Below are 22,485 nucleotides of genomic sequence, written 5' to 3'. Positions count from 1 at the left end.
CTTACCAATTAACCCTTGACGTAATTATAAACAAGAATAAGCTAGGCGGCTATACCCGAAAGCTTATAAATTGGTATTACCACTTAAGGAAGCGTTTTATACCACCCAACCAAAAATGGTCGCTAAAGCGATAGCCACCAGCAATAAAATCGTAGCTCTTCGCGCCAGTCCTAACAGCGCCTGAGGTTCCTGCGCGCGATCATCGTCGTCTACGGCAGTGTCTTCCGCAGCTCGCGCTATGGCCAATAAACTACCTGCTGGTGAACGTGTGTCGCCTAAGCTCGCAAGCCAGCTCGGCATGCCTTTCGAAAAATGCCCTACCAGTAAATAAGCAAACCCGGCAACGCGAACAGGCAACCAGTCCACCCAACGCATTAACGGTTTACAACTAGTCTCGTTGGCACGGAGCAGCCCATAACCCAAGGCGCCCGCTGCACCGAACAAAACAAACCAAAATATCACCGAGAAATAGTAGCGAAAATTCATCCAAACCAGCCGCTGCCCGATACTTATCTTGTACTGCTCATCGTCATCTTCGTCGGAGCTCTGCTCTAATTCAGATAAGTCAAAAGCAGCTTCAAAGCCTGCTTCTGCAGTTTCAATACCGTCGCTGTCGTCACGCTCGATGGCGAGAAAGAAGTCGCGTACAGCCTCACGCTGAACCCTGCAGCCGAGTACCAGCGACAGCACCGCCACGTTGACCAAAAACTCTGTTAAGCCGCCGGTGCCAAACAACAGTAAGATAGCGAGCAATAACGACGGAATTAGCAGCATTAATGGCCCAAACACTTCATTTTTTCGCGCCGCACCAAAGGTTTCATGTTGCAGCAGCCATTGGTCAAATTGCTGAGCCGTATTATCGAGCCGCCAACCTGCTGGACTCACCCGGAGACGCTCAATCATAAGAGCTACAAGTAACGAGAGTACGATCATAATAATTCCTGTTTAGTCGAGTCGCTTTTGCCGCAACAGTCAAAACCCATGCTGATTAAACCCATGCCAAGCCGACAGCCTATAAAGCCGACAAATAAAAAGGCCAATCAAAAGCTGGGCCTGGGTCTGTTTTCCGGCCCGGTGCAATATGCTCATGGCCAACAATTGTTGTTTTACTTAAATTCGGGTAATGCGTGATCAATGCCTGTGTTAACTGAACAAGTGTTCGGTACTGAGCTTCAGTGTAGGGTGTTGTGTCCGTTCCCTCAAGTTCAACACCTATGGAGAAGTCGTTACAACCGGTTTCTCCCTGCCACTCACTCACACCGGCATGCCATGCCCGTTTCGAAAAAGGAACATATTGAATAAGTTCACCATTTCTCCGTACCAAGCAATGCGCCGACACCCGCAATCCTGCAAGCGAGCTAAACGACGGATGGCTTGAGCAGTCGAGACACCCTAAAAAGAGATCGTCAATAGCAGACCCGCCAAACTCTCCCGCAGGCAAGCTAATGCCATGAATCACCAGCAGCCGAATGTCATTCGGTCGAGAACGTTCATCACAATGAGGTGAGGGTCGCCATTGCGCTTGCTCAATACGGTCTTGCTGAATACTAAACACTTCGCAAACTCCATCCGTTACGTTTTCATCTGTCTTTAGCTTACCTGAAAACTGCAGCCGAGGTTATAGTGCACAGCTCAAACCACGGCAACACTGTGCTAAAGTATCGCCCGGTATATCCCCTTTTTATGTCAAGGACTCAGTAACCATGACCGAACCCACTGACAGCACTCAAATATTTGGCAAATTCTTTACTTGGTTCGCTTGGGTGGCAGCCCTCGTTATTCTTTATGCGGTGTTCAATAACCTACTCGAGCGCCAGCAAAATCCGAATCAGCAGGTACAGAGCTATCGCGACGGTAACCGCGCCATAGTGGTGCTGGACCAGAACCGGCAAGGTCACTACCTCGCAAACGGTGAAATTAACCAACGCGCCGTTACCTTTTTACTCGACACCGGCGCAACCCAAGTGGCAATTCCCGGTCGACTCAGCGATCAACTTGGGCTTACTCGTGGAACAGCGGTGCAAGTGCGCACCGCCAATGGTATTGCCCTCGCTTACCAAACCCAGCTCGACGAATTGCGACTGGGCGAAATTCGCCTACAGAACGTAAGCGCTACTATAGTGCCCGACTACGACAGCTCGCATATTCTGCTGGGCATGAGCGCCCTTAGAACGTTAGAATTCACCCAACGTGACCGTCAACTTACCCTTATTCAATAGAGAGATTGTGAAATCATGACTGCAACCACGCCCGTTATGGACAAGGCGTTAATCGCGCGTATTCCCCTCGACGTCAATTGCGCACTCACCGAAGACCTCGGCGGTGAGGTGAACGCGAATAACGACGTAACCGCGCTACTTATTGGCGAAGAAACATTGGCAACAGCGCAGGTTATTACTCGCGAAGCAGGTGTGTTCTGTGGGCGAGCTTGGGTGGACGAAACCTTCAAGCAAATCGATTCTCGGGTGAATATAACTTGGCATGTACAAGACGGTGAAGCACTGATTGCCAATCAACAACTCTTTACTTTAACCGGCCCAGCGCGAGCACTGCTTACCGGCGAGCGCACCGCGCTCAACTTTGTTCAAACCTTAAGTGGAACCGCAAGCGCGGTAGCCGCCGCGGTAAAACATCTAGCGGGCAGTAAAACACAGCTGCTCGACACCCGGAAAACCATTCCGGGCATGCGCTTGGGGCAAAAGTTTGCAGTGCGGTGTGGTGGCGGTAGTAATCATCGTATCGGTTTATTCGACGCCTTTCTGATCAAAGAAAATCATATTGCAGCCTGTGGTTCTATTGCTAATGCGGTCCAGCAAGCACGCAGTTTGTCCGCAGACAAGTGGGTAGAAGTTGAAGTTGAGTCGCTGGCAGAGTTTCGCCAAGCGCTGGCCACGGGTTGCGACGTGATCATGCTCGACAATTTTACCGACCACGACATTCAGCACGCGGTGAATGAAGCGCAAGGGCAGGTTAAACTTGAGGTTTCCGGCAACATAACTGCGGACCGACTGAGCCACTATGCCAGCATGGGCGTCGACTACATTAGTTCGGGTGCACTCACTAAGCATGTGCAGGCACTTGATCTTTCTATGCGCTTAACGCCGCACACTTGATAATTTCTGTGCGCGATCGCTGATCTTCAGCCAAGGCCGGTGCAATCTACATTGCATCGGCTATATCTAAAGCCTTCTGTTGTTAAATTTTACGTTTAATTCAACCCCTGGAGGCGTCATGCAACATTCTCATTCCCCACGCTCGTTTGGCTTTAGCTTAATTGAACTGATGATTGTGGTGGCTATTCTTGGCATTCTCAGCTCAATGGCCGTGCCAGCCTTTACCGACTACACACAACGCACCAAGGCGACCACCGCCCTCATGAGTTTGCAGCCGTGGCAAACCGCTGTTGCGCTCTGCTGGCAAAACCATGGCAGTCTTACTGCATGCGGTGAGTTTGGTCAACAAGGGTTGCCGCCGGTACCGAATCCATTGCCGCAAGGAATAACAACATTAGCTGCGGGCGCTAGCCCCGGCGCTTTTCGCGCAACGCTCGAGGCGACCGACCAGAACGGCGACGCCTTACAAGTAGAACTTCAGCCTGTCGTGCAAAGCACACAACTGAGTTGGCAGTCGTATTGTTCGGACTTTCAACTCGGTGCTCGCCTTCAGCAGTGCGTCGGTGACCTCCCCGCACTTTAACTTCAACCCAGACGCTACAGGAGTTCAGTCTGATGAGTAGTGCTGCTCAACTACCACCACCACTCACTAAATTACTTGCCGACAGTGTATTGCGTGGGGTTTCAGATCTACATTTTGAGGCGATGCAAGACGAATACCGTGTGCGCCAACGTTACCTTGGCCACGTGCAGCCCTTGCTTGGTGTGTCGAAGTTGCAAGGCGAACAATGGTTAGCGGCGCTGAAAAATGCCGCAGGAACCGACGTTACCCAGCGCCGCAAAGCCCAAGACGGGCGGTTTCTTATTCACTATCAGCAGCTTCGTATTGATTGCCGTTTAAACGTACTCCCTACCCTGTGGGGCGAGAAAATTGTGTTGCGTTTATTCAACCAAACCGGCGCTGCGCTCACGCTTGCTGAACTCGGCTTGCTGCCAGAACAACTGCAACTCATGCAGCAAAGCTTGCAAGATCAGCAGGGTCTGATTCTGGTTACCGGGCCGACCGGCAGCGGCAAAACTCGCACCCTCTATGCCATGATAGAAGCCTTGAAGACGCGCCATATCAACATTAGTACCGTGGAAGATCCGGTGGAAATTCCCATTCAAGGGGTGAACCAAACTGCGGTTAACCAACACAGTAAACTCACCTTCGCTGCCACTTTACGAGCGTTGTTGCGGCAAGACCCAGACGTTATTATGGTGGGTGAAATTCGCGATCCTGAAACCGCTGAAATGACTCTGCAAGCAGCCCAAACCGGTCACTTAGTACTTGCAACCTTACACGCCAGCCATGCGATAGCTGCCATTATTCGACTACAGCAACTTGGGGTGTCGCATGCTCAGCTTGCCGCCGCCCTTAATTTACTGATCAACCAAAGACTTATAAATCTCGGCCACAAACGCACTGGGGTCTTTGAGCTGCTGCATGTTGGTGAGCGTGAACGCACCATTATGCTCGCCTCTCCAAACTCCAATAACTATTGGCAGCAATTGCATGCCATGGTGCAAGGTAAACGAACGGAGGGCGTATGCTAGGGTCGGTGTTATCGCCAAGCCCTAAAATCAGTTGGTACCGTTGGCACGGGTATCAGGGGGAACAGCACCAACATGCACTCAGTGGTGTAGAGCGCGCGGCAAATGTGTCGTTACTCGCATTAACGCTTGCGCAACGTAATGTAACCTTAACCCGCTTTACAACACTTCCTCAGCACACCGCACCAACGGATGTGTTTTGGCAATCGTGGTGTGAGCGACTGCACAGCTTAACCGCAACGGGGTTCGACCTTGCTGCAGCCCTGCAAGCCCTCTCTTCACAGTGCCAGAGCGCACATGAAGCGGAGGTATGCGCTTCTTGCCTGCAAGCACTGGAACGCGGCCAAAGCATGGTCGACGCCATCCGTACCGCTCGCCCCGCGCTCGCACCTGCGTTGCTGCAGCAATTGAAGTTTGGCGAGCAAGCCGGTTTTCTGCCAGAAACGCTAGCCGCAGTTGCCAGCCAACTCAAGAAACGTAACCAGTCTCGAGCTCGCACCCGCAAAGCACTGCTTTACCCAATTTCAGTTTTGGTTATGGCGACTCTACTGTTTGTTGGTTTAAAACTATTTATACTGCCAAAGTTTGCACAATTGTATGAGCAGTCAGGAGCCTCGTTACCCTGGATCACTCAATTGGTACTCACTCCCAGTGAAGTTCTCCCCCTCTCGAAGCTGCTTACGGCCAGCACCGTGTTGGTCTTCACGGTTGCGCTGCTGCTCATTTGGCGCCGGACCTTTCTGCATTCTATGGTCATTCAACACGCCCTTTTTCAACGTAAACTCTGGCGCGAGTATATCGCCCGCCCCGCGCTAATTCGTGAACTGGACACCATGGCGAATGGCCTTTCCCGAGGAATGACATTGCATCAAAGCTTACAAAACATTGCGCTCTATAGCCCGCACCGATACCATCGTTATTTATGGTTACAATGCATTCATTTACTTGAGCAAGGGCATACCATAGAACGTATTTTCGCTCCCTTGCATTTGTTGCCCATGGAGCTTATGCGGCTTAGTTTAGGCGAGCGCAGTGGCCAGCTCGAACAACAGCTGGCAATTATAGTGAGTCTTGCAGAGCAAACCATAGAGCAACGTATGGCGCTCTACGTTGCCTTGCTTCCGCAGCTTGTTTTGGTGGGTGTAAGCGTACTTACCGGGTTAATCATGATCGCCTTGTACTTACCATTGTTTCAGCTCGGGTTGGCAGTTGGCTAACCCTTTACGAGGAAAAAACGTTGTTCGACATCTTCATTCAAGTGCCATGGCTAGGCCTTAGCTTCGCGTTCGTTATCGGGCTTATGTTCGGTAGCTTTGCCAATGTAGTGATTGGTCGCCTCCCTGTTATGCTTCAACAACAATGGCAACGCGACTGCGCCGAAAGCCTTGGCCAAACTGTTGCGGCACCCCAAGTCCCATTTAACCTTGCTGTGCCCCGCTCCCATTGCCCCCATTGTGGCCATACCATTCGCTGGTTCGAGAACATCCCGCTGCTCAGTTTTTTGTTGCTGCGCGGCCAATGCAGTAAGTGTAAGGCACCTATTTCTTGGCGTTACCCCAGTATAGAGTTGGCAATAGGTTTACTCACACTCGCCTGTATTTGGGTGTTTGGTTTTACCTTACAAGGCTGGAGCTATGCCGTATTGGTTTACGCGCTGGTCATTCTTACCGCTATTGACCGCGACCATATGTTGTTGCCGGATCAAATTACGCTGCCGCTTATTTGGCTTGGCATGTTGCTGAGTATTGCGGTACTCCCCATTAGCCTGCAAAGCTCAGTTGTCGGCGCAGCTTCTGGTTATCTCGCCCTTTGGTGCGTGTTCTGGTTGTTTAAACTTGCTACAGGCAAAGAAGGAATGGGGTACGGCGACTTTAAGTTACTTGCGGCTTTGGGTGCTTGGCTCGGTTGGCAAATGCTCCCCATGATTATTTTATTGTCGTCGGTGGTAGGTGCCGTGGTTGGAATTCTTATGGTTACACTCGGTAAACATCAACAGAGCAAGCCCATGCCCTTTGGTCCTTTTTTGGCACTCGCTGGCATTTTAGCATTGTTCTTTGGTGAAGTTATTTATACCACGTACTGGCAATGGTTGGGTTTATGACAAATTTTGTAGTAGGCCTAACTGGCGGCATTGGCAGTGGTAAAACCACAGTGAGTGACTTGTTCGAACAGCACGGTATTGATGTAGTAGACGCCGACAAAGTCGCTCGCGCTATTGTTCAAGGAGGTACGCCTACCTTGGCCGAAATTGTCGAAACCTTCGGAGAGCACATACTGTTACCCAACGGCAACCTCGACCGCGCAGCGCTGCGTTCACTCATTTTCAGCAATGACAAGGCAAAACAACAGCTCAATAGCATTATGCATCCCGCTATTCGCGCTGAACTGCTGCACCAGCTGCAAGCCGCAAAGTCACCCTACGTGTTGCTGTCGGCGCCTTTGTTGATCGAGAATAAACTAGACGCCTTGTGTAACCGTGTTTTAGTCGTGGATTTAGCTGAAGAACAGCAGAAGCAACGTACCCTTACGCGTGATCAGGTGAGTGAAGCACAAGTAGAAGCAATTCTTGCCAGCCAAGCTACACGGGCGCAACGGTTAGCCAAGGCAACTGAAGTAATCGACAATAGCGGCACCGCTGCTGAGCTACCGGCACAAGTTGAGAAACTTCACCTGCATTACCTTGCGCTCACGCGATAGGGTCTTTATCATCGCGGCTCTAGTCGTTACTCAAGGGAAGTTTAAGGAGCGCAAATGCCGACTGATCGTACAATTAAGAAAGAGGGTTCACCCGTGCAGGTAAGCTGCCCAACCTGCGACAAGCCAGTTCCATGGGTTGCCGATTCTCGTTTTCGGCCGTTTTGCAGTGACCGCTGTAAGCTCATTGACTTAGGGGAATGGGCGAATGAAGAAAGACGGATTGCCGGCGAGCCCTTACCGCCCACCGCTAACAGCAGCGAAAATGAATTTGATCACTGAAATCGCGCTTGGATTGCGTCTACTATAGGCGCATTGGCGTCAGGGAATGTATATTCGCCCAGTTCATGAACTGCGACCCACCGCCATTCTTGGCCTTCTTTGCTGGTCACTTGGCCGGAGAATTCAAAAACCCAAAACACCTGCAGCCGCACGCACTTTTCTGGGTATTCAAATTCAATAGTGCAAAGCGGTTCCGCGCTCTGTACTTCAAGGCCTAATTCCTCAAAGAGCTCCCGCGTTAGGGCGGCTGCTATTGTTTCATTAGGCTCTTTTTTACCGCCAGGAAGTTCCCAGCGGTTGCCTTGGTGCTGATACGCAGCACGTTTACTAATTAAAACGTGCTGGTTGGCGTTTACCACTACACCAACCGCAACATCAACCGCGTCCACCTCGCTTAACTTAGCTTGCCGTGGCACTGCTTGAATTTTTTGCCTGAGCCGCAAGGGCACGGGTCGTTACGCCCTACTTTTTCGCCGTCGCGCATTACGGTTTGCCCACCTGCGGGATTGGCAATTCCGCCTGCAGAGTCTGTTCCCGAAGTTGGGCTGCTCTCATGCTTGTATTCGCGCGGCGCACTGTCGGCCTTGCGACGTTGCTCTTCCACCGCTTCTACGTCTTCTTCAGCGCGCACTTTCACTTTACTCAGAATCGAAATCACGTCGACCTTCAGCGCTTCAAGCATGTCCATAAACAGGTTATAGGCTTCGCGCTTATATTCTTGTTTAGGGTTTTTCTGTGCATAGCCACGCAAATGAATGCCTTGGCGTAAATGGTCCATGGCCGCCAAATGTTCTTTCCAGTGGTTATCAAGGCTTTGCAACATCACCGCTTTTTCGAAGTTACGAATTACTTTCTCACCCACCTGTGTTTCTTTGTCGCGATACGCCGTAACTGCGGCTTCTACAATTCGTTCACGCAACACTTCTTCAAACAACTTGTCGTCGTTGTCGAGCCATTCTTGAATCGGCAATTCCAAATCAAAGTCAGCCCGTAAGCGCTCTTCTAAGTGCTGCACATCCCACTGTTCCTCAAGTGAGCCTGGGGCAATATATTCAGAAATCACTTGGTTAATGACATCTTCACGGATCACGTCCATGGTTTCTTTAATATCGCCTTCGTCGAGAAGTTCGTTACGTTGGCTATACACCACTTTACGTTGGTCGTTTGCCACATCATCGTACTCTAGCAACTGTTTACGAATATCAAAGTTACGTGCTTCTACCTTACGCTGTGCATTCTCAATTGCTTTGGTTACCCAAGGGTGCTCAATCGCTTCGCCCGGCTTCATCCCTAAGCGTTTCATCATGCCCGCCATGCGATCAGTCGCAAAAATCCGCATGAGGCTGTCTTCAAGTGACAAATAGAAACGTGACGAACCAGGATCACCTTGGCGCCCTGCACGACCCCTCAATTGGTTATCAATTCGACGAGACTCGTGGCGCTCCGTTCCAATAATATGTAAACCGCCCGCGCTAATTACAGCGTCGTGGCGTGCTTGCCATTCTGCCTTCACTTTCTCAATTTTAGCTTGGTCTGCATTTTCGAGTGCGTCTAGCTCTGCTTGCAGGTTACCGCCCAACACAATATCGGTACCACGACCGGCCATGTTGGTGGCAATGGTTACCGCGCCCGCTTGACCTGCTTGTTCAATAATTTCTGCTTCTTGTTCGTGGAACTTCGCGTTCAATACCTTGTGCTTGATTTTTTCTTTCTTCAACAAGCGCGACACTAACTCCGAACTCTCAATTGAGCTTGTACCCACAAGCACTGGACGCCCGGCGTCACGCTGCGCGCGAATATCAACAATAATAGCGTCGTATTTTTCCTTCGCCGTGAGGTAAATTAAATCGGCCATGTCGTCACGAACCATCGGCTTATTGGTTGGCACCACCACGGTTTCGAGACCATAGATTTGTTGGAATTCAAACGCTTCGGTGTCTGCCGTACCCGTCATACCTGAAAGTTTTTCATACAGGCGGAAATAATTTTGGAAGGTAATAGAGGCGAGCGTTTGGTTCTCGTTCTGAATCTTAACTCCTTCTTTCGCTTCCATCGCTTGATGCAGACCTTCCGACCAACGACGCCCTTCCATCGTGCGGCCCGTATGCTCGTCGACAATCACAATCTGACCATCTTTGACAATGTAGTCTACGTCGCGCTGGAATAAGTGATGGGCGCGCAAAGCTGCATTCACGTGGTGCAACAAGGTAATGTTCGCAGCGGAATACAGCGAGTCCTCTTCTTTCAAAAGCCCCGCTTCAATCAAAATTTCTTCAATGTGCTGCTGACCATGTTCAGTCAAGTGCAGCTGACGCGATTTCTCGTCCACTGTAAAGTCGCCGATCTCAGCGTCTTCTTCACCCTTTCCGTCTTCATGAGACTGTCGGGTTAAGCCACTGACCAAACCGTTAATTTTGGTGTAGAGCTCTGACGAATCTTCTGCTGGCCCCGAGATAATTAACGGCGTACGCGCTTCATCGATGAGAATCGAGTCGACTTCGTCCACCACCGCAAAATAGAGCTCGCGTTGCACGCGTTGATCAGGTGCGAACGCCATATTATCGCGCAGGTAGTCAAAGCCAAATTCATTATTGGTACCGTAAAGAATGTCGGCCTTGTAGGCTTCTTTCTTCGCGTGCGGCGGCATACCCGCAACGTTGCAGTCTACGGTCATGTCGAGGAATGCAAATAAAGGACGGCTCCAGTCGGCGTCACGGCGTGCCAAATAGTCGTTCACGGTAATAATGTGAACACCTTTACCGGTAAGTGCATTCAAATACGCGGGGAGTGTTGCCGTGAGTGTTTTACCTTCACCCGTGCGCATTTCAGATATTTTATTGTCGTTCAAAATCATACCGCCGACCAGCTGCACGTCGAAATGGCGCATACCAAATACGCGCTTACTCGCTTCGCGAACGGTGGCAAAGGCTTCTACAATAAGGCTGTCGAGCGCTGCACCCTGTGCCAAGCGCTCTTTAAACTCAGCGGTTTTGGCTTTTAAATCAGCGTCAGAAAGCTTTTCGAAATCAGCTTCGAGTGCATTAATACGCTGAGCTTCTTTCATCAGCTTACGAATTACTCGGTCGTTTCGGCTACCAAAAACGCGTTTTACTAAACTACCTATCATCTGCTTAAAAATCCTGAATGCTGAACCGGCGATAAGTCCGGAATAAAATTGAGTGATCCATAAAATAAAACGGCACCCCTAAGGTGCCGTTAGAGTATCACCTTGCTCCTACTCTTGTGGAGCGCGGCGTAAAACAAACTCCGCCGGGTTCAAATGGCGGCCATTCTGTAATACTTCATAGTGCACATGGGGCCCTGTGGCGCGACCAGTCTGGCCAACTTCGCCAATTTTTTGTCCCCGCGTAACTACGTCTCCAACAGACACATTGTATTGGTGTAAATGTGCGTATCGTGTACGCAAACCACCCCCGTGGTCAACCTCTACCAAATTCCCATACGCGGACCGGCGTCCAGCATGGGTTACAATACCTGCGCCCGTCACAAAAACGTCGGTACCGACAGACGCTGCATAGTCTATTCCCCGGTGCATGGTTGGGTGGCCATTAAAGGGGTCACGGCGTATTCCATATTGCGAAGACAACCATCCGGCTTCCACAGGACGCCCTGCAATAAAACGTGAATCTTCTATATGGTGATTCACCATCACAGACTCAAGTAGGCGCAGTTGTTTTTGTCGATCTTCGAGCTGCGCGAGCATTTGGTCGAGCTCACTGAGTAAATTGTGGTCAGTCACTACTGGCCAGTCGTTAATATTCGACTCTGGCCCACCAATTGGCAACTGCCCTGAAAAAACAAATTCGCCATCACTCACATCTGCCGCTGTCGCTAAACGCTGGCCGAAGGCCTCGAGCCGCATAATTTGCCCTTGCAGCTCACCCATTTTCATCGACATGGCAGTAAGTTCGCGCTGCACATTACGGCGCACTTCCTTTACGGCTTCTGTTTCCATGGCGAGGCGTAACTGTTCTTGCTGAATTTGGGTTTGAGCGAACTCAGGATCTACACCTTGGTCTTTCCAAGGCTGGCTATAGCTAACAATAAGGAAGGAAAAGATACCTAAAAAGGTGAGCAAACGACGACGTGACAAGTTTATTTTAAACCTGACCTTTCGCCCTCTATAAAGGATTGCTAAACTCATGCAATACACACTCACTCAGTAGAAAAGATGTTAAACCGACCACCGAAAACAGTGCAACATCTGCTGGCACAAGGAACGCTTGCCGAACTGAGTCAGCGTTCTCGTAAGGCCGAGCATCTTCATGCACTCTGGCAGCAAGTCGTTTCGAAAGAACTTGCTGTAGCCTCTCGATGTATCGCAATTCGCGATAATATTCTTACGGTTGCGGTTGCCAACGCAGCGTGGGCAACCCGCCTCCGCATTACGGAACCCAATATTATTCAGAAACTTTCTGAAATACCAGAGGTGACCGTAACTCAACTTGATATTCGTATTGACCCTAAACTAAATCGTTAAGCAAGCGATGGCGACAAATAGCTAATTGGCGCTTCGGTTGCGGGCTCTTCAAAGGTTACAAATTCCCAAGCGTCTTGTTGTTCCATAAGGGCGACCAACAGCATGTTGTTCAAGGCATGCCCCGATTTAAAGGCACGCAAGTGACCCAAAATGCTGTGTCCACCCATGTATAAGTCGCCAACAGCGTCTAATACTTTGTGTTTCACAAATTCGTCGTCGTAGCGTAAACCGTCTTTGTTCAATACACGGAACTCGTCGAGTACCACCGCATTGTCCATGCTGCCGCCTAACGCTAAGTTGTTCGCCCGTAATAATTCAATGTCACTCATAAAACCAAAAGTGCGCGCCCGACTGATGTCGCGCACAAAATTCTGAGTGCTAAAGTCCATGCTCACCATTTGGTTGGTGTCGGCAATAGCGGGGTGATTAAAGTCAATCGCGAAGTCGATCTTAAAGCCATTGTGGGGTAACAATTCGGCCCATTTGTCGCCTTCTTCAACGCGTACCGGCTTTTTCACTCGAACAAAGCGTTTTGCTTTACTTTGCTCTTTCACGCCCGCTGTTTGCAGCAAGTAAATGAACGGATGTGAACTTCCGTCCATAATTGGAATTTCATGCGAGTCGACTTCTACATAAAGATTGTCGATTCCCATTGCAGCAATGGCGGCCAATAGATGTTCCACCGTAGAAATGCGAATATTCTGGTCATTGATCAAACAGGTACACATACGGGTGTCACGCACCAGTTTAGGCGACGCTTTGATCTCGACTACAGGCTCGAGATCAGTACGACGGAAAACAATGCCAGTGTCTGGCGCAGCAGGGCGCATCACGAGGTTTACCTTGTTCCCCTTATGGAGACCAACACCCGTGGTAGCAACTGCTTCTTTGATTGTCCGTTGTTTGATCATAACCCAATCCTCATTTCTGCCGTCAATTCCTTCCGAAAAAAATCCAAAGGGGGCAGACTATAACAAAAGTAGCATTACTGGTCAAGCCAGTCTGATTTTTAATCAGCCTGGCGACGCAAGAATGCAGGAATGTCTAAAAAGTCTTGATCTGGATTTTGCTTCCCGCGCCCTACTTGAACTTGTTCAGACTTCGGTACCTCGTCTTCTTCATATTTTGGCTCATATTTTGGCGCCGCTGAAGAGTTGCCAGGATACATCGGTTGTGTCTTCGTGGTTGTGCGCGTGCCCATTGGCTCTGGCTTACGCGTTTCCACCAATGAAATGTCTGGCTTACGCTCCGCACCTAATCCAGTGGCGACTACGGTTACGCGCATCTCGTCGGTCATTTCAATGTCGATTACCGCACCAATAATGACCGTCGCGTTGTCGGACGCAAATGCACGAATCGTTTGCCCAACGGTGTCGAACTCTTCCATGCTCATATCTACACCGGAGGTTACATTAACCAATACGCCGCGAGCACCTGAAAGATCAATGTCTTCCAGCAATGGGCTGTTAATCGCCATCTCCGCCGCTTCGGCCGCACGATCTTCGCCACTGGCTACACCAGTACCCATCATGGCGGTACCCATTTCACGCATAACGGCTTGTACGTCGGCAAAATCCACGTTAATCAAACCTGGGCGCGTGATCAGCTCAGCAATACCCTGCACCGCGCCGAGCAATACGTTGTTTGCCGCGCCAAAGGCGTCGAGTAACGAGGTACCACGGCCCAATACTTTCAAAAGCTTTTCGTTTGGAATGGTAATGAGTGAATCCACGTGCTGGCTCAATTCGGCAATACCTTCTTCCGCGGCTGCAAGACGCTTCTTCCCTTCGAACGAAAACGGTTTAGTGACCACCGCAACCGTAAGAATACCGAGCTCTTTGGCGATTTCGGCCACAATAGGCGCCGCGCCGGTACCCGTACCGCCCCCCATACCCGCAGCAATAAACACCATGTCGGCACCTTCAAGGTAGCGGGCAATTTCTTCACGGTTTTCTTCCGCCGCCAAACGACCGATTTCCGGGTTTGCACCCGCACCGAGGCCTTTGGTAATTTCGCCACCCAGTTGTATGGTGGTGTCCGCTCCATTACGGCGTAACGCCTGTGCGTCGGTATTCGCGGCCAAAAACTGAACGCCTTCAATAGACTGCGCTACCATGTGCTGGACGGCGTTACCGCCACCGCCACCTACGCCAATGACCTTAATCACTGCGTCGGTTTCAAACTGTTCTATTACTTCAAAAATATTCATAATAGTTACCTCTCCACTTTCCTGTAGTTTTTTGTGTTACCCCAAAAATTAAAACTCACCTCGAAACCAGCTTTTTATCCGTTGCCACACCCGCGACTGCTGGTGACGACTCCGCTCTTTTGCTTGCTCTGCTAGTTCCAATTGACCAAACCTTAACAGCCCAACGCTAGTTGCGTACTCAGGCTCACTGACATAGTCGGTAAGGCCTTTGACCCGCAATGGACCACCCAAACGCACTGGCATTTGGAATACTTCCTCGGCAAATTCTATTGCCCCTTCCATTTTGCTTGTACCGCCGGTAAGTACCACACCCGCAGCTATTTGTTCGTCGAGCCCACTTTTTTCTATTTCGTCGCGCACCAACTCAAACAGCTCTTGGTAGCGCGGCTCTACTACTTCCGCCAGTGTGTGTCGACTCATCACGCGCGACGGCCGACCACCCACAGACGGAACTTCAATGGTGTCTTCCATACTTACCATTTGCCGTAATGCACAGGCGTATTGCACTTTAATGTCTTCAGCGTGACCCAATGGGGTACGGAAAATTTTGGCAATATCATTGGTGACTTGGTTGCCTGCAACCGGTATCACTGCCGTGTGGCGCAAAACACCGCCCGCAAACAAGCAAATATCAATGGTTCCGCCGCCCATATCCACCAGCGCAACGCCCAACTCTTTTTCGTCGTCGGTGAGTACCGCATGGCTCGAGGCCAATGCCGAAAAAATCAGACTTTCAACTTGCAACCCGCAGCGCTCAACAGCCTTCACAATATTCTTCGCCATGTCGTTGGCGCAGGTAATAATATGAACACGAGCTTCCATACGCACACCCGACATACCAATTGGGCTTTTGATACTTTCTTGCGAGTCGATCACAAACTCCTGCGGCAGTACATGCAAAATTCGACGCTCTTGCGCAATCGGTACTGACTTAGCCGCATGAATAACACTTTCCACGTCTTCCTGGGTTACTTCTACGTCGTTAATCGGCACCATACCGTTTTCGTTCTGACAACCAATGTGGCGGCCCGATATATTTAAATAAACAGTAGAAGCACGACAGTCGGCCATCAGTTCCGCTTCGTTTATTGCGCGTTGGATCGACTGCACCACAAGGTTCAAGTCGTTTACACCACCTTTGTCCATACCCCGCGAGGCAGTTACCCCAACCCCGATAACACTAAGCTCGCCGTCGGGCATGATCTCGCCAATGAGCGCCGTAACCTTACTGGTGCCAACGTCCAGGCTTACAATCATGTTCTCTTCTTCTGTTTTTACTATCATGTTTTATTCACCTGGTTGTGTTTCATGCCACCCAACCGCTAAGCCAGTGTCATACCTTAAATCGACATAAGCAACGCCCTTCGTGCTTTCCATTTCAATGGTCGGCAATAAATCCATAAAGCGTTGCACCCGCTCCAATTGCGACTCGCGCCCCAACCGAAGCTCTATTCCCGACGTTAACCACACCCGTGTCGCAAAACGTTCACTTAAAATAAAGCGCTCAATGTTGTGGTTATTGCGCGCCAGTAGCAGCTGTATGTCGCGGTACTGGCGAAAAACTTCTGCAACATGCGGATTAGGCCCCTCAAGTTTGGGTAAACTTTCCCGCACACGCTCCACTTCTCCTACAAAGCGCTCACCGTCTTGATTCAATAACTCAGTGCCATTCCAAATTGCGACCGGCACTTGCTCCACAATAAACACGCGTAACGTAGACGGCCATTCCTTACGCACACTCACAGAATAGACCCACGGCAATGTTTCTAAGCGCTGCCTTAAATACTCCGCATCTGCGGCAAAAAAACTCCCCACTGGCGTTTGCGTAAGCACCTGTACCACGTCGCTGTCGGCAGTGTACTGGCGCTCGCCTTGAATAATCACACCGGTAAACGGAACTAAGTCTTCGTTCACCAGCGTTTTCGCCAACCACAGGGTCATACCAATAAGCGCACTTACAATCACCAAAAATGCGCTTACACCCGCCCAGAATTCAATCTTGCTTGACCTGGACACTGCATTCACCCTTTACTCGCTGGTATCTGCGGTTGCTAACAAGCGCAACACCAACTGTTTAAAACTCAAACCATATTGCTGTGCAGCCATCGGCACGAGGCTCTTTGCGGTCATCCCCGGCACCAAGTTAATCTCCAGCAGCTGCATGCTACCGTCGTTGTCGAGCATTAAGTCGACACGGCCCCAGCCACTGGCGCCCACCGCATGAAACGCACTGAGTGCTAACGCTCGCACAGCTTGCTCGGTGGCTTCATCTAGCCCTGCAGGGCACACATATTCGGTGCTATTACTTTCATACTTAGCGTTAAAGTCATAAAAACCGTTCGGCGTATTCACTCGAATTGCAGGTAACGCTTCATCACCTAAAATACCCACGGTATATTCGGGGCCGCTGAGCCAACGCTCTATTAAAATCTCACCGTCGTATTGCGCCGCTTGTTGCAGCGCTGCAGAAAGCTCTGCAGCATTTTCTGCCTTTGACATCCCAATGCTAGAGCCCTCGTGTGCCGGCTTCACCATAACCTTACCACCAAGCTCAGCCATCAATGCTTCAGTATTCAGGCTTGCAATATTATGCGCATGTATTGTTCTTGCTTCTGCCGTCGGCAACCCCATGCCTTTCCACAGCGCCTTCGTTCGTGATTTGTCCATGGCCAAAGCGCAGGCCAGCACGTCGGAGCCGGTAAACGGAATGCCCAGGTGTTTCAACACAGCCTGTACTTGGCCGTCTTCACCTCCGCGGCCATGCAACGCAATAAAGGCCGAGCGCACGTTCATTTGCGCCAATGTCGTTATGTCTTGTTCGGCAGGGTCAAACCACAACACGTCTACGCCGGCTTCCAGCAACGCGGCTTCAATAGCACGGCCCGAGCGCAAGGAAATTTCTCGTTCCGCAGAACTACCACCCGCAAGCAACGCCACACGACCTTTGTACGCCATCATAATGGGCCTCCTGCTGCACGCATGCGTTCACGATCTAACTGTAACTCAGCCAAGGTGCGCGCAATGGCGCCCACATTCCCGGCCCCTTGGGTGAGCACAATATCGCCCGGCTGCACAACGTCGGCTAGAATTTCTGCCAGCTGTTCAGGCGCTTTCACGTACAGTGGTTCCGCTTGCCCACGCTGGCGAATAGAGCGGCATAACGAACGACTATCGGCACCCGGTATAGGCTCTTCACCGGCACTGTAGACTTCAAGTAGCAGCAACTGCTCCGGCTCCACCAACACGTCAACAAAGTCTTCGTAAAGATCCCGCGTGCGCGAAAAACGGTGCGGTTGAAAGCACATAACCAACCGGCGTTCCGGCCAGCCCGCGCGCACCGCCGCAATGGTCGCAGCCACTTCCGAGGGGTGGTGACCATAGTCGTCAACCAGCATTACACTGCCTTGCTCACAAGGGTATTCACCGTAGTGCTGAAACCGCCGACCAATGCCCTCAAACTTTGCCAAGGCCGCTACAATGGCTTCATCATTTAGCCCTTCGTCGGTGGCTACTGCTATTGCTGCAAGTGCGTTGAGTGCGTTGTGACGCCCCGGCAAATTCAACTCGACCGCTAGCGGCGTACTTCCACGCCGTAACACGGTAAAGCTACTTTGGTTACCCTTCTGCTGATACTGCACGGCTTGTATGTCTGCACCCTCAGTAAAGCCATAAGTCGTTATTTGTCGGCCAACCCTTTGCAGCAGCCCTTGAATTACCGGGTCGTCAATACAGAGCACCGCAAGTCCGTAAAACGGCAAATTATGTAAGAAGTCCACAAAGGTGTCTTGCACCCGATTAAAGTCACCTTGGTAGGTGTCCATGTGGTCCGCTTCAATATTGGTGACTACTGCTACCATAGGTTGTAAATGCAAAAACGACGCATCACTTTCGTCGGCTTCGGCAATCAGGTATTTGCTGTTGCCGAGACGTGCATTGCTGCCGGCGCTATTTAACAAGCCGCCAATTACAAATGTAGGGTCGCTGCCTGCTTCGGCAAAAATACTCGCAATTAAGCTGGTGGTTGTGGTTTTCCCGTGGGTGCCCGCAACCGCAATACCGTGCCGAAAACGCATCAGCTCGGCCAACATTTCTGCACGCCGTACCACCGGAATAAGTAGCTCTTGCGCCGCCAACAATTCTGGATTAGACCCGTGAATTGCGGTGGACACCACGACCACGCTGGCCGTTGCCACATGCGCGGCGTCGTGGCCCATTGCAATCTGCGCGCCCAGTTTCCGTAACCGCTGGGTATTGGCGTTCTCCGCAATGTCAGAGCCCGACACTTGATAGCCTTGATTCAGCAACACTTCCGCAATACCCGCCATGCCGGCACCACCTATGCCAACGAAATGGATCCGTCGAACGCGGCGCATCTCCGGCACGTTCACGAGGGTAAAAGGTTGCTTCGCTGCCGACATCATTTCTGGCCCCGCTTTGCTACGTGTTCATTACAGATTAAAGCGACGCGCTTGGCAGCATCTGCTGCCGCCACCGAGCGTGCGTTCACAGCCATCGCTTCGACTTGTTTAGGTTCAGTAACGAGATTTAACAGCACCCTATGTACTTCACTCGTCACAAAATTAGTTTGTTCAATAACCAATGCGCCCCCCGCTTGGCTCAGAGACTTGGCATTCATCAGTTGATGATTGTCAACCGCATGCGGATAGGGCACCAAAATGCTCGCGACACCAGCACAGGCGAGTTCGCTGCAGGTCAGTGCGCCCGCTCGACAAATCACTAAATCGGCAGTTGCATAGGCCGCTGCCATATCGTCTATAAATTCGGTAACAGTAACGTTTTCTCGCCCACCATAGGCCAATGCCACTTTTTCCTGCTTACCCGCGCCGGTTTGGTGGGTAATCGCTAATGCGGGGCCTTGCCAACCGCTCACCACTTCGGGCATTACTTCATTTAAGTGCTGTGCACCGAGGCTTCCCCCAACAATCAGCACTTGAAATGGGCTCGTTGGCGACCGAACAGGCTGTGCGGCTAGGGCGGAAATTGCCTCCCGTACTGGGTTGCCAACCAATTCACTTTTCGGCAACTGCTGTGCAGCATCTACAAAACCAAGTAATACTTTGCCCGCAAAGCGCGCCAAAAGCCGGTTCGTGAGCCCTGCGACCGCATTCTGCTCATGAATAATCAACGGAATTGACTTGCTCCATGCTGCCAATCCCGCTGGCCCGGCGGTATAGCCGCCAAAACCAAGTACCACGTCTGGCTGCAATGCCTTTAAATGGCCGCGCATTCTAAACACTGAGCGCACTAAACGGAAGGGGGCAAACAGCCATCCGAGTAAACCTTTTCCGCGCAACCCTTCCTGTGCCACTCCAATAAAGTGATATCCAGCTGCTGGCACTACCCGCGCTTCTATCCGGTCTGCGGTGCCTAGCCAACTCACTTGCCAGCCACTGGCTTTCAATTCGTCTGCTACCGCTAAAGCCGGAAAAACATGGCCACCGGTTCCACCCGCTGTAATTAATACATGTTTCATTGCGAGCCTCCTTTTTCGGTGGCGCTGCGATAGCCCGTTCTTACTTCGTAATCGATACGCAGCAACAAACCGACAGCGGCCGTCATGGCAAGCAAGCTACTGCCCCCATAACTCACCAGCGGCATGGTTAATCCTTTGGTTGGAATAAGCCCAGCAGCAGCGCCCATATTCACCGCGCCCTGAAAGAAAAACCAAATGCCAATACCGTGTGCAAGGTAGCCACCAAAAGCGTGGTTTTGCCGCAGCGCACGTTGGCCAAGCAACAAGGCTTTAATCACCACCACCATAAGCAGCGAAATCGTGGCCACTACGCCAATAAAGCCAAGTTCTTCGCCAATTACTGCCAGAATAAAGTCGGTATGCGCTTCGGGTAAAAACTGCAGTTTCTGAATACTGTTGCCCAACCCCTGCCCGGTAAGATCACCGCGGCCGAAGGCCATTAACGACTGAGTAAGTTGATAACCACTGCCAAACGGGTCTTGCCAAGGGTCTAAAAAGGAGGTCACGCGGCGCATGCGATAAGGCTCAACAATAACCAACACCACAAACAACACAACCATGGTAATTCCCAAAGCTAAAAAGTGGGGAATGCGCGCACCCGCAATAAAGAGCATTAACATGGCGGTAACTGAGAGCACCACGACTGTGCCTAAATCAGGCTGTAACAGCAGCATAAAGCTCATGAGCGCCATAACAGCGAGCGCCTTCACAAACCCGCGCCAATTCTTGCGTACTTCGTCGTGCCGCCGATTTAAGTAACTGGCGAGAAAAATAAAGAAAAAGAGCTTGGCAAATTCCGCCGCTTGCAAGGTCATGGGGCCAATACGAATCCAGCGTGTGGCGCCATTTACTTCGTGCCCTATGAGCAAAACAGCAAGCAGTAATGCCAACGCTATTACACAAAGAATCCCGTTGAAGCGATCAATAAACTGGGTGGGTAACAGCATTACCGTGGTCATTCCCACAAGGCTCAACAAAATGTAAAAGCTGTGGCGGGCAACAAAATAAAACGGGTTACCCGTTAAGCGTTCGGCCACGGGCATCGACGCCGACGCCACCATCACAAAGCCTAGCCCGAGCAAGAAAAACACAGCCCACATCAACATACGGTCGAGGCTTTGTTGATCGTTACCGCCGTGCCAAAAAGCTATCACACTGTCGCGCCAGCTCACCGTGCTCTGCATACTCAGTTCAAGTTGCTGTTCATGAGGTCGCATAGCGGGCCTCCACAGCTTGCCGGAACACCTGACCGCGGTGCCGGTAATCATTAAACATATCGAGGCTTGCACAGGCCGGCGAAAGTAACACTGTGTCGCCTGCACGGGCATAGTGGTAAGCGTACTCTACCGCCGCAGGTAATGAGTCGACTTTCACTGCGTCGGCGCGCAGCCCTGCGATGCGATCACCGTCACGGCCCAAGGTAATCAATAAATCTACTTTGCGCAGTGGGTCGTCGAGTAGGCGCATATCCGCACCTTTCGCATCACCGCCCGCAATTAACACCAGTCTTCCTTTTACGTCGGCACGCAACCCTTCAATGGCCGCAACCGTGGCACCCACATTCGTTGCTTTTGAGTCATCAATCCAACGCACGCCAAATTGCTGTTTCACCACTTCACAACGGTGCGCCAGCGGTTTAAAGCCCTGAATAAGTTTTAGTGCGTCACTCGGATCAAGCTCTAGCGCATGGCAGAGCCCTAAAGCGGCCATCACATTCAGCCAATTGTGTTTACCGGCTAGCGGAAGTTGATCGGTTTGCAGTAATCGCATACCGCGCCAGCTCAACCAATGTTGGCTGCCATCATGCTGCAAGCCCAAGCCATCCGGGTTTGCTCCGCTGCCAAACTTCAGCATGCGGCTTTTCACCGCAGTCACTGCTGCTTTCGCTTCCGCCGTTTTTCTCGGTTTAGTCAACGGATCGTCGCTGTTCCACACCCGATAACGAGCGTTTCGATAAATACGATGTTTAGCGCGTTGGTAACTGCGCTCGTCGTCGTAGCGGTCAAGATGGTCGGGGCTAATATTCAGAATACAAGCCGCTTCAAGTGCCAACGTTTCGGTCAGTTCAAGCTGAAAACTCGAAAGCTCGAGTACAATGCAATCGTAATTAACTTCAGGGTCCAGCAAGTCGAGCGCGGGCACACCAATGTTACCGCCCATGGCTGCACGTTTACCGCTTTGTTCTAACAAATAGCGGGTTAATTCCGTGACTGTTGACTTACCGTTCGAGCCAGTCACCGCCACCACAGGCACTGCAACATACCAAGCGAACAGCTCAATATCCGAAATAAGCGGAATGCCGGCATCCGCCGCCATGCGCAGTGGCCCCGTTCGCGTGTCCAGACCGGGGCTCACAATAATCAGATCCGCGCTCAGCACCTGTTCAGCCACAAAACCACCAAAATAACATTCACAGCGCTCAAGCAAGGCTTCATTACCCTGCAACCCCGGAGGCAACTGCCGAGAATCCATTAACAACGGCGTAATTCCCTGTCGCAATAAGAAACGCGCACACGAAGCACCAGTCTGGCCAAAGCCAGCCACTGCTACCGTTTGATAATGTGCTAAATTGCGTTCCATAGTGTTACCGTTTAAACCC

The 22,485-nt window shown here is 51.1% G+C and carries 23 protein-coding genes; 9 read left to right on the top strand and 14 right to left on the bottom strand.

Going from position 1 to position 22,485, the window contains the following annotated elements:
• Positions 1-96: 96 nt before the first annotated feature.
• Together ampE and ampD are read right to left on the bottom strand one after the other, a co-directional pair.
• Positions 97-933, bottom strand: coding sequence for a regulatory signaling modulator protein AmpE (ampE, locus tag DQW12_RS06945; protein WP_113907098.1), 837 nt, complete (start codon positions 931-933; stop codon positions 97-99).
• 79 nt (positions 934-1,012) lie between these two features.
• A complete protein-coding gene (gene ampD, locus DQW12_RS06940) occupies positions 1,013-1,555 on the bottom strand; it encodes a 1,6-anhydro-N-acetylmuramyl-L-alanine amidase AmpD (protein WP_113907097.1) in 543 nt (180 codons plus the stop codon).
• Positions 1,556-1,703: 148 nt separating this feature from the next.
• Between ampD and DQW12_RS06935 the strand changes: the two genes are divergently transcribed.
• The 8 genes from DQW12_RS06935 to yacG all read left to right on the top strand — a co-directional run bounded on the left by DQW12_RS06935 (position 1,704) and on the right by yacG (position 7,682).
• Positions 1,704-2,219 (top strand): retropepsin-like aspartic protease family protein, encoded by a 516-nt coding sequence (locus DQW12_RS06935; protein WP_113907096.1) that lies wholly within the window; start codon positions 1,704-1,706, stop codon positions 2,217-2,219.
• A gap of 15 nt (positions 2,220-2,234) precedes the next feature.
• Entirely contained in the window at positions 2,235-3,113 is an 879-nt protein-coding gene (nadC, locus tag DQW12_RS06930) for a carboxylating nicotinate-nucleotide diphosphorylase (RefSeq protein ID WP_370444356.1), read from the top strand.
• A 118-nt stretch (positions 3,114-3,231) separates the two neighbouring features.
• A complete protein-coding gene (locus DQW12_RS06925) occupies positions 3,232-3,696 on the top strand; it encodes a pilin (protein ID WP_113907095.1) in 465 nt (154 codons plus the stop codon).
• A gap of 32 nt (positions 3,697-3,728) precedes the next feature.
• Positions 3,729-4,709, top strand: a complete 981-nt coding sequence (locus tag DQW12_RS06920; RefSeq protein ID WP_113907094.1) for a GspE/PulE family protein — start codon at positions 3,729-3,731, stop codon at positions 4,707-4,709.
• A complete protein-coding gene (locus DQW12_RS06915) occupies positions 4,703-5,923 on the top strand; it encodes a type II secretion system F family protein (protein WP_113907093.1) in 1,221 nt (406 codons plus the stop codon). Before DQW12_RS06920 ends, DQW12_RS06915 begins: the two co-directional genes overlap by 7 nt.
• Before the next feature lie 20 nt (positions 5,924-5,943).
• Positions 5,944-6,807 carry a prepilin peptidase gene (locus DQW12_RS06910; RefSeq protein ID WP_232819912.1) on the top strand — a complete coding sequence of 288 codons (864 nt, stop codon included), beginning with the start codon at positions 5,944-5,946 and terminating at the stop codon, positions 6,805-6,807.
• On the top strand, positions 6,804-7,403 hold the full coding sequence (coaE, locus tag DQW12_RS06905) for a dephospho-CoA kinase (protein WP_198683918.1): 600 nt from the start codon (positions 6,804-6,806) through the stop codon (positions 7,401-7,403). The genes DQW12_RS06910 and coaE overlap by 4 nt, the downstream gene beginning before the upstream one ends.
• Before the next feature lie 54 nt (positions 7,404-7,457).
• Positions 7,458-7,682 (top strand): DNA gyrase inhibitor YacG, encoded by a 225-nt coding sequence (gene yacG, locus DQW12_RS06900; protein ID WP_198683917.1) that lies wholly within the window; start codon positions 7,458-7,460, stop codon positions 7,680-7,682.
• Here the strand turns inward: yacG and mutT are convergent.
• From mutT to DQW12_RS06885, 3 genes are all read right to left on the bottom strand, one after another.
• Positions 7,676-8,071 (bottom strand): 8-oxo-dGTP diphosphatase MutT, encoded by a 396-nt coding sequence (gene mutT / locus DQW12_RS06895; RefSeq protein WP_113907248.1) that lies wholly within the window; start codon positions 8,069-8,071, stop codon positions 7,676-7,678. The genes yacG and mutT overlap by 7 nt on opposite strands.
• 5 nt (positions 8,072-8,076) lie before the next feature.
• Positions 8,077-10,809: a preprotein translocase subunit SecA gene (gene secA, locus DQW12_RS06890; protein WP_113907091.1), complete on the bottom strand. Its 2,733-nt coding sequence runs from the start codon at positions 10,807-10,809 to the stop codon at positions 8,077-8,079.
• 108 nt (positions 10,810-10,917) lie between these two features.
• A complete protein-coding gene (locus DQW12_RS06885; protein ID WP_232819911.1) occupies positions 10,918-11,796 on the bottom strand; it encodes a M23 family metallopeptidase in 879 nt (292 codons plus the stop codon).
• 78 nt (positions 11,797-11,874) lie between these two features.
• Between DQW12_RS06885 and DQW12_RS06880 the strand changes: the two genes are divergently transcribed.
• The gene (locus DQW12_RS06880) at positions 11,875-12,183 is read left to right on the top strand and encodes a DciA family protein (protein WP_113907089.1); all 309 of its coding nucleotides are present in this window, start codon (positions 11,875-11,877) and stop codon (positions 12,181-12,183) included.
• Here the strand turns inward: DQW12_RS06880 and lpxC are convergent.
• The 9 genes from lpxC to murD form a co-directional block, all read right to left on the bottom strand.
• Positions 12,180-13,094: a UDP-3-O-acyl-N-acetylglucosamine deacetylase gene (gene lpxC, locus DQW12_RS06875; protein WP_113907088.1), complete on the bottom strand. Its 915-nt coding sequence runs from the start codon at positions 13,092-13,094 to the stop codon at positions 12,180-12,182. The genes DQW12_RS06880 and lpxC overlap by 4 nt on opposite strands.
• A 98-nt stretch (positions 13,095-13,192) precedes the next feature.
• On the bottom strand, positions 13,193-14,392 hold the full coding sequence (gene ftsZ / locus DQW12_RS06870; RefSeq protein ID WP_370444355.1) for a cell division protein FtsZ: 1,200 nt from the start codon (positions 14,390-14,392) through the stop codon (positions 13,193-13,195).
• Positions 14,393-14,440: 48 nt separating this feature from the next.
• Entirely contained in the window at positions 14,441-15,676 is a 1,236-nt protein-coding gene (gene ftsA, locus DQW12_RS06865; protein WP_370444354.1) for a cell division protein FtsA, read from the bottom strand.
• A 3-nt stretch (positions 15,677-15,679) separates the two neighbouring features.
• On the bottom strand, positions 15,680-16,408 hold the full coding sequence (locus DQW12_RS06860) for a cell division protein FtsQ/DivIB (protein WP_113907087.1): 729 nt from the start codon (positions 16,406-16,408) through the stop codon (positions 15,680-15,682).
• 12 nt (positions 16,409-16,420) lie between these two features.
• Positions 16,421-17,347, bottom strand: a complete 927-nt coding sequence (locus DQW12_RS06855) for a D-alanine--D-alanine ligase (protein WP_113907245.1) — start codon at positions 17,345-17,347, stop codon at positions 16,421-16,423.
• A complete protein-coding gene (gene murC, locus DQW12_RS06850; RefSeq protein WP_113907086.1) occupies positions 17,347-18,813 on the bottom strand; it encodes a UDP-N-acetylmuramate--L-alanine ligase in 1,467 nt (488 codons plus the stop codon). The genes DQW12_RS06855 and murC overlap by 1 nt, the downstream gene beginning before the upstream one ends.
• A complete protein-coding gene (murG, locus tag DQW12_RS06845; protein ID WP_113907085.1) occupies positions 18,810-19,886 on the bottom strand; it encodes an undecaprenyldiphospho-muramoylpentapeptide beta-N-acetylglucosaminyltransferase in 1,077 nt (358 codons plus the stop codon). Before murG ends, murC begins: the two co-directional genes overlap by 4 nt.
• A complete protein-coding gene (ftsW, locus tag DQW12_RS06840) occupies positions 19,883-21,103 on the bottom strand; it encodes a putative lipid II flippase FtsW (protein WP_113907084.1) in 1,221 nt (406 codons plus the stop codon). Before ftsW ends, murG begins: the two co-directional genes overlap by 4 nt.
• Entirely contained in the window at positions 21,090-22,466 is a 1,377-nt protein-coding gene (gene murD / locus DQW12_RS06835) for a UDP-N-acetylmuramoyl-L-alanine--D-glutamate ligase (protein ID WP_113907083.1), read from the bottom strand. The genes ftsW and murD overlap by 14 nt, the downstream gene beginning before the upstream one ends.
• Between the last annotated feature and the right edge of the window lie 19 nt (positions 22,467-22,485).

This window comes from Aliidiomarina celeris (assembly GCF_003316875.1).
GTDB lineage: Bacteria > Pseudomonadota > Gammaproteobacteria > Enterobacterales > Alteromonadaceae > Aliidiomarina > Aliidiomarina celeris.
This window is presented reverse-complemented; position numbering and strand designations above follow the sequence as displayed.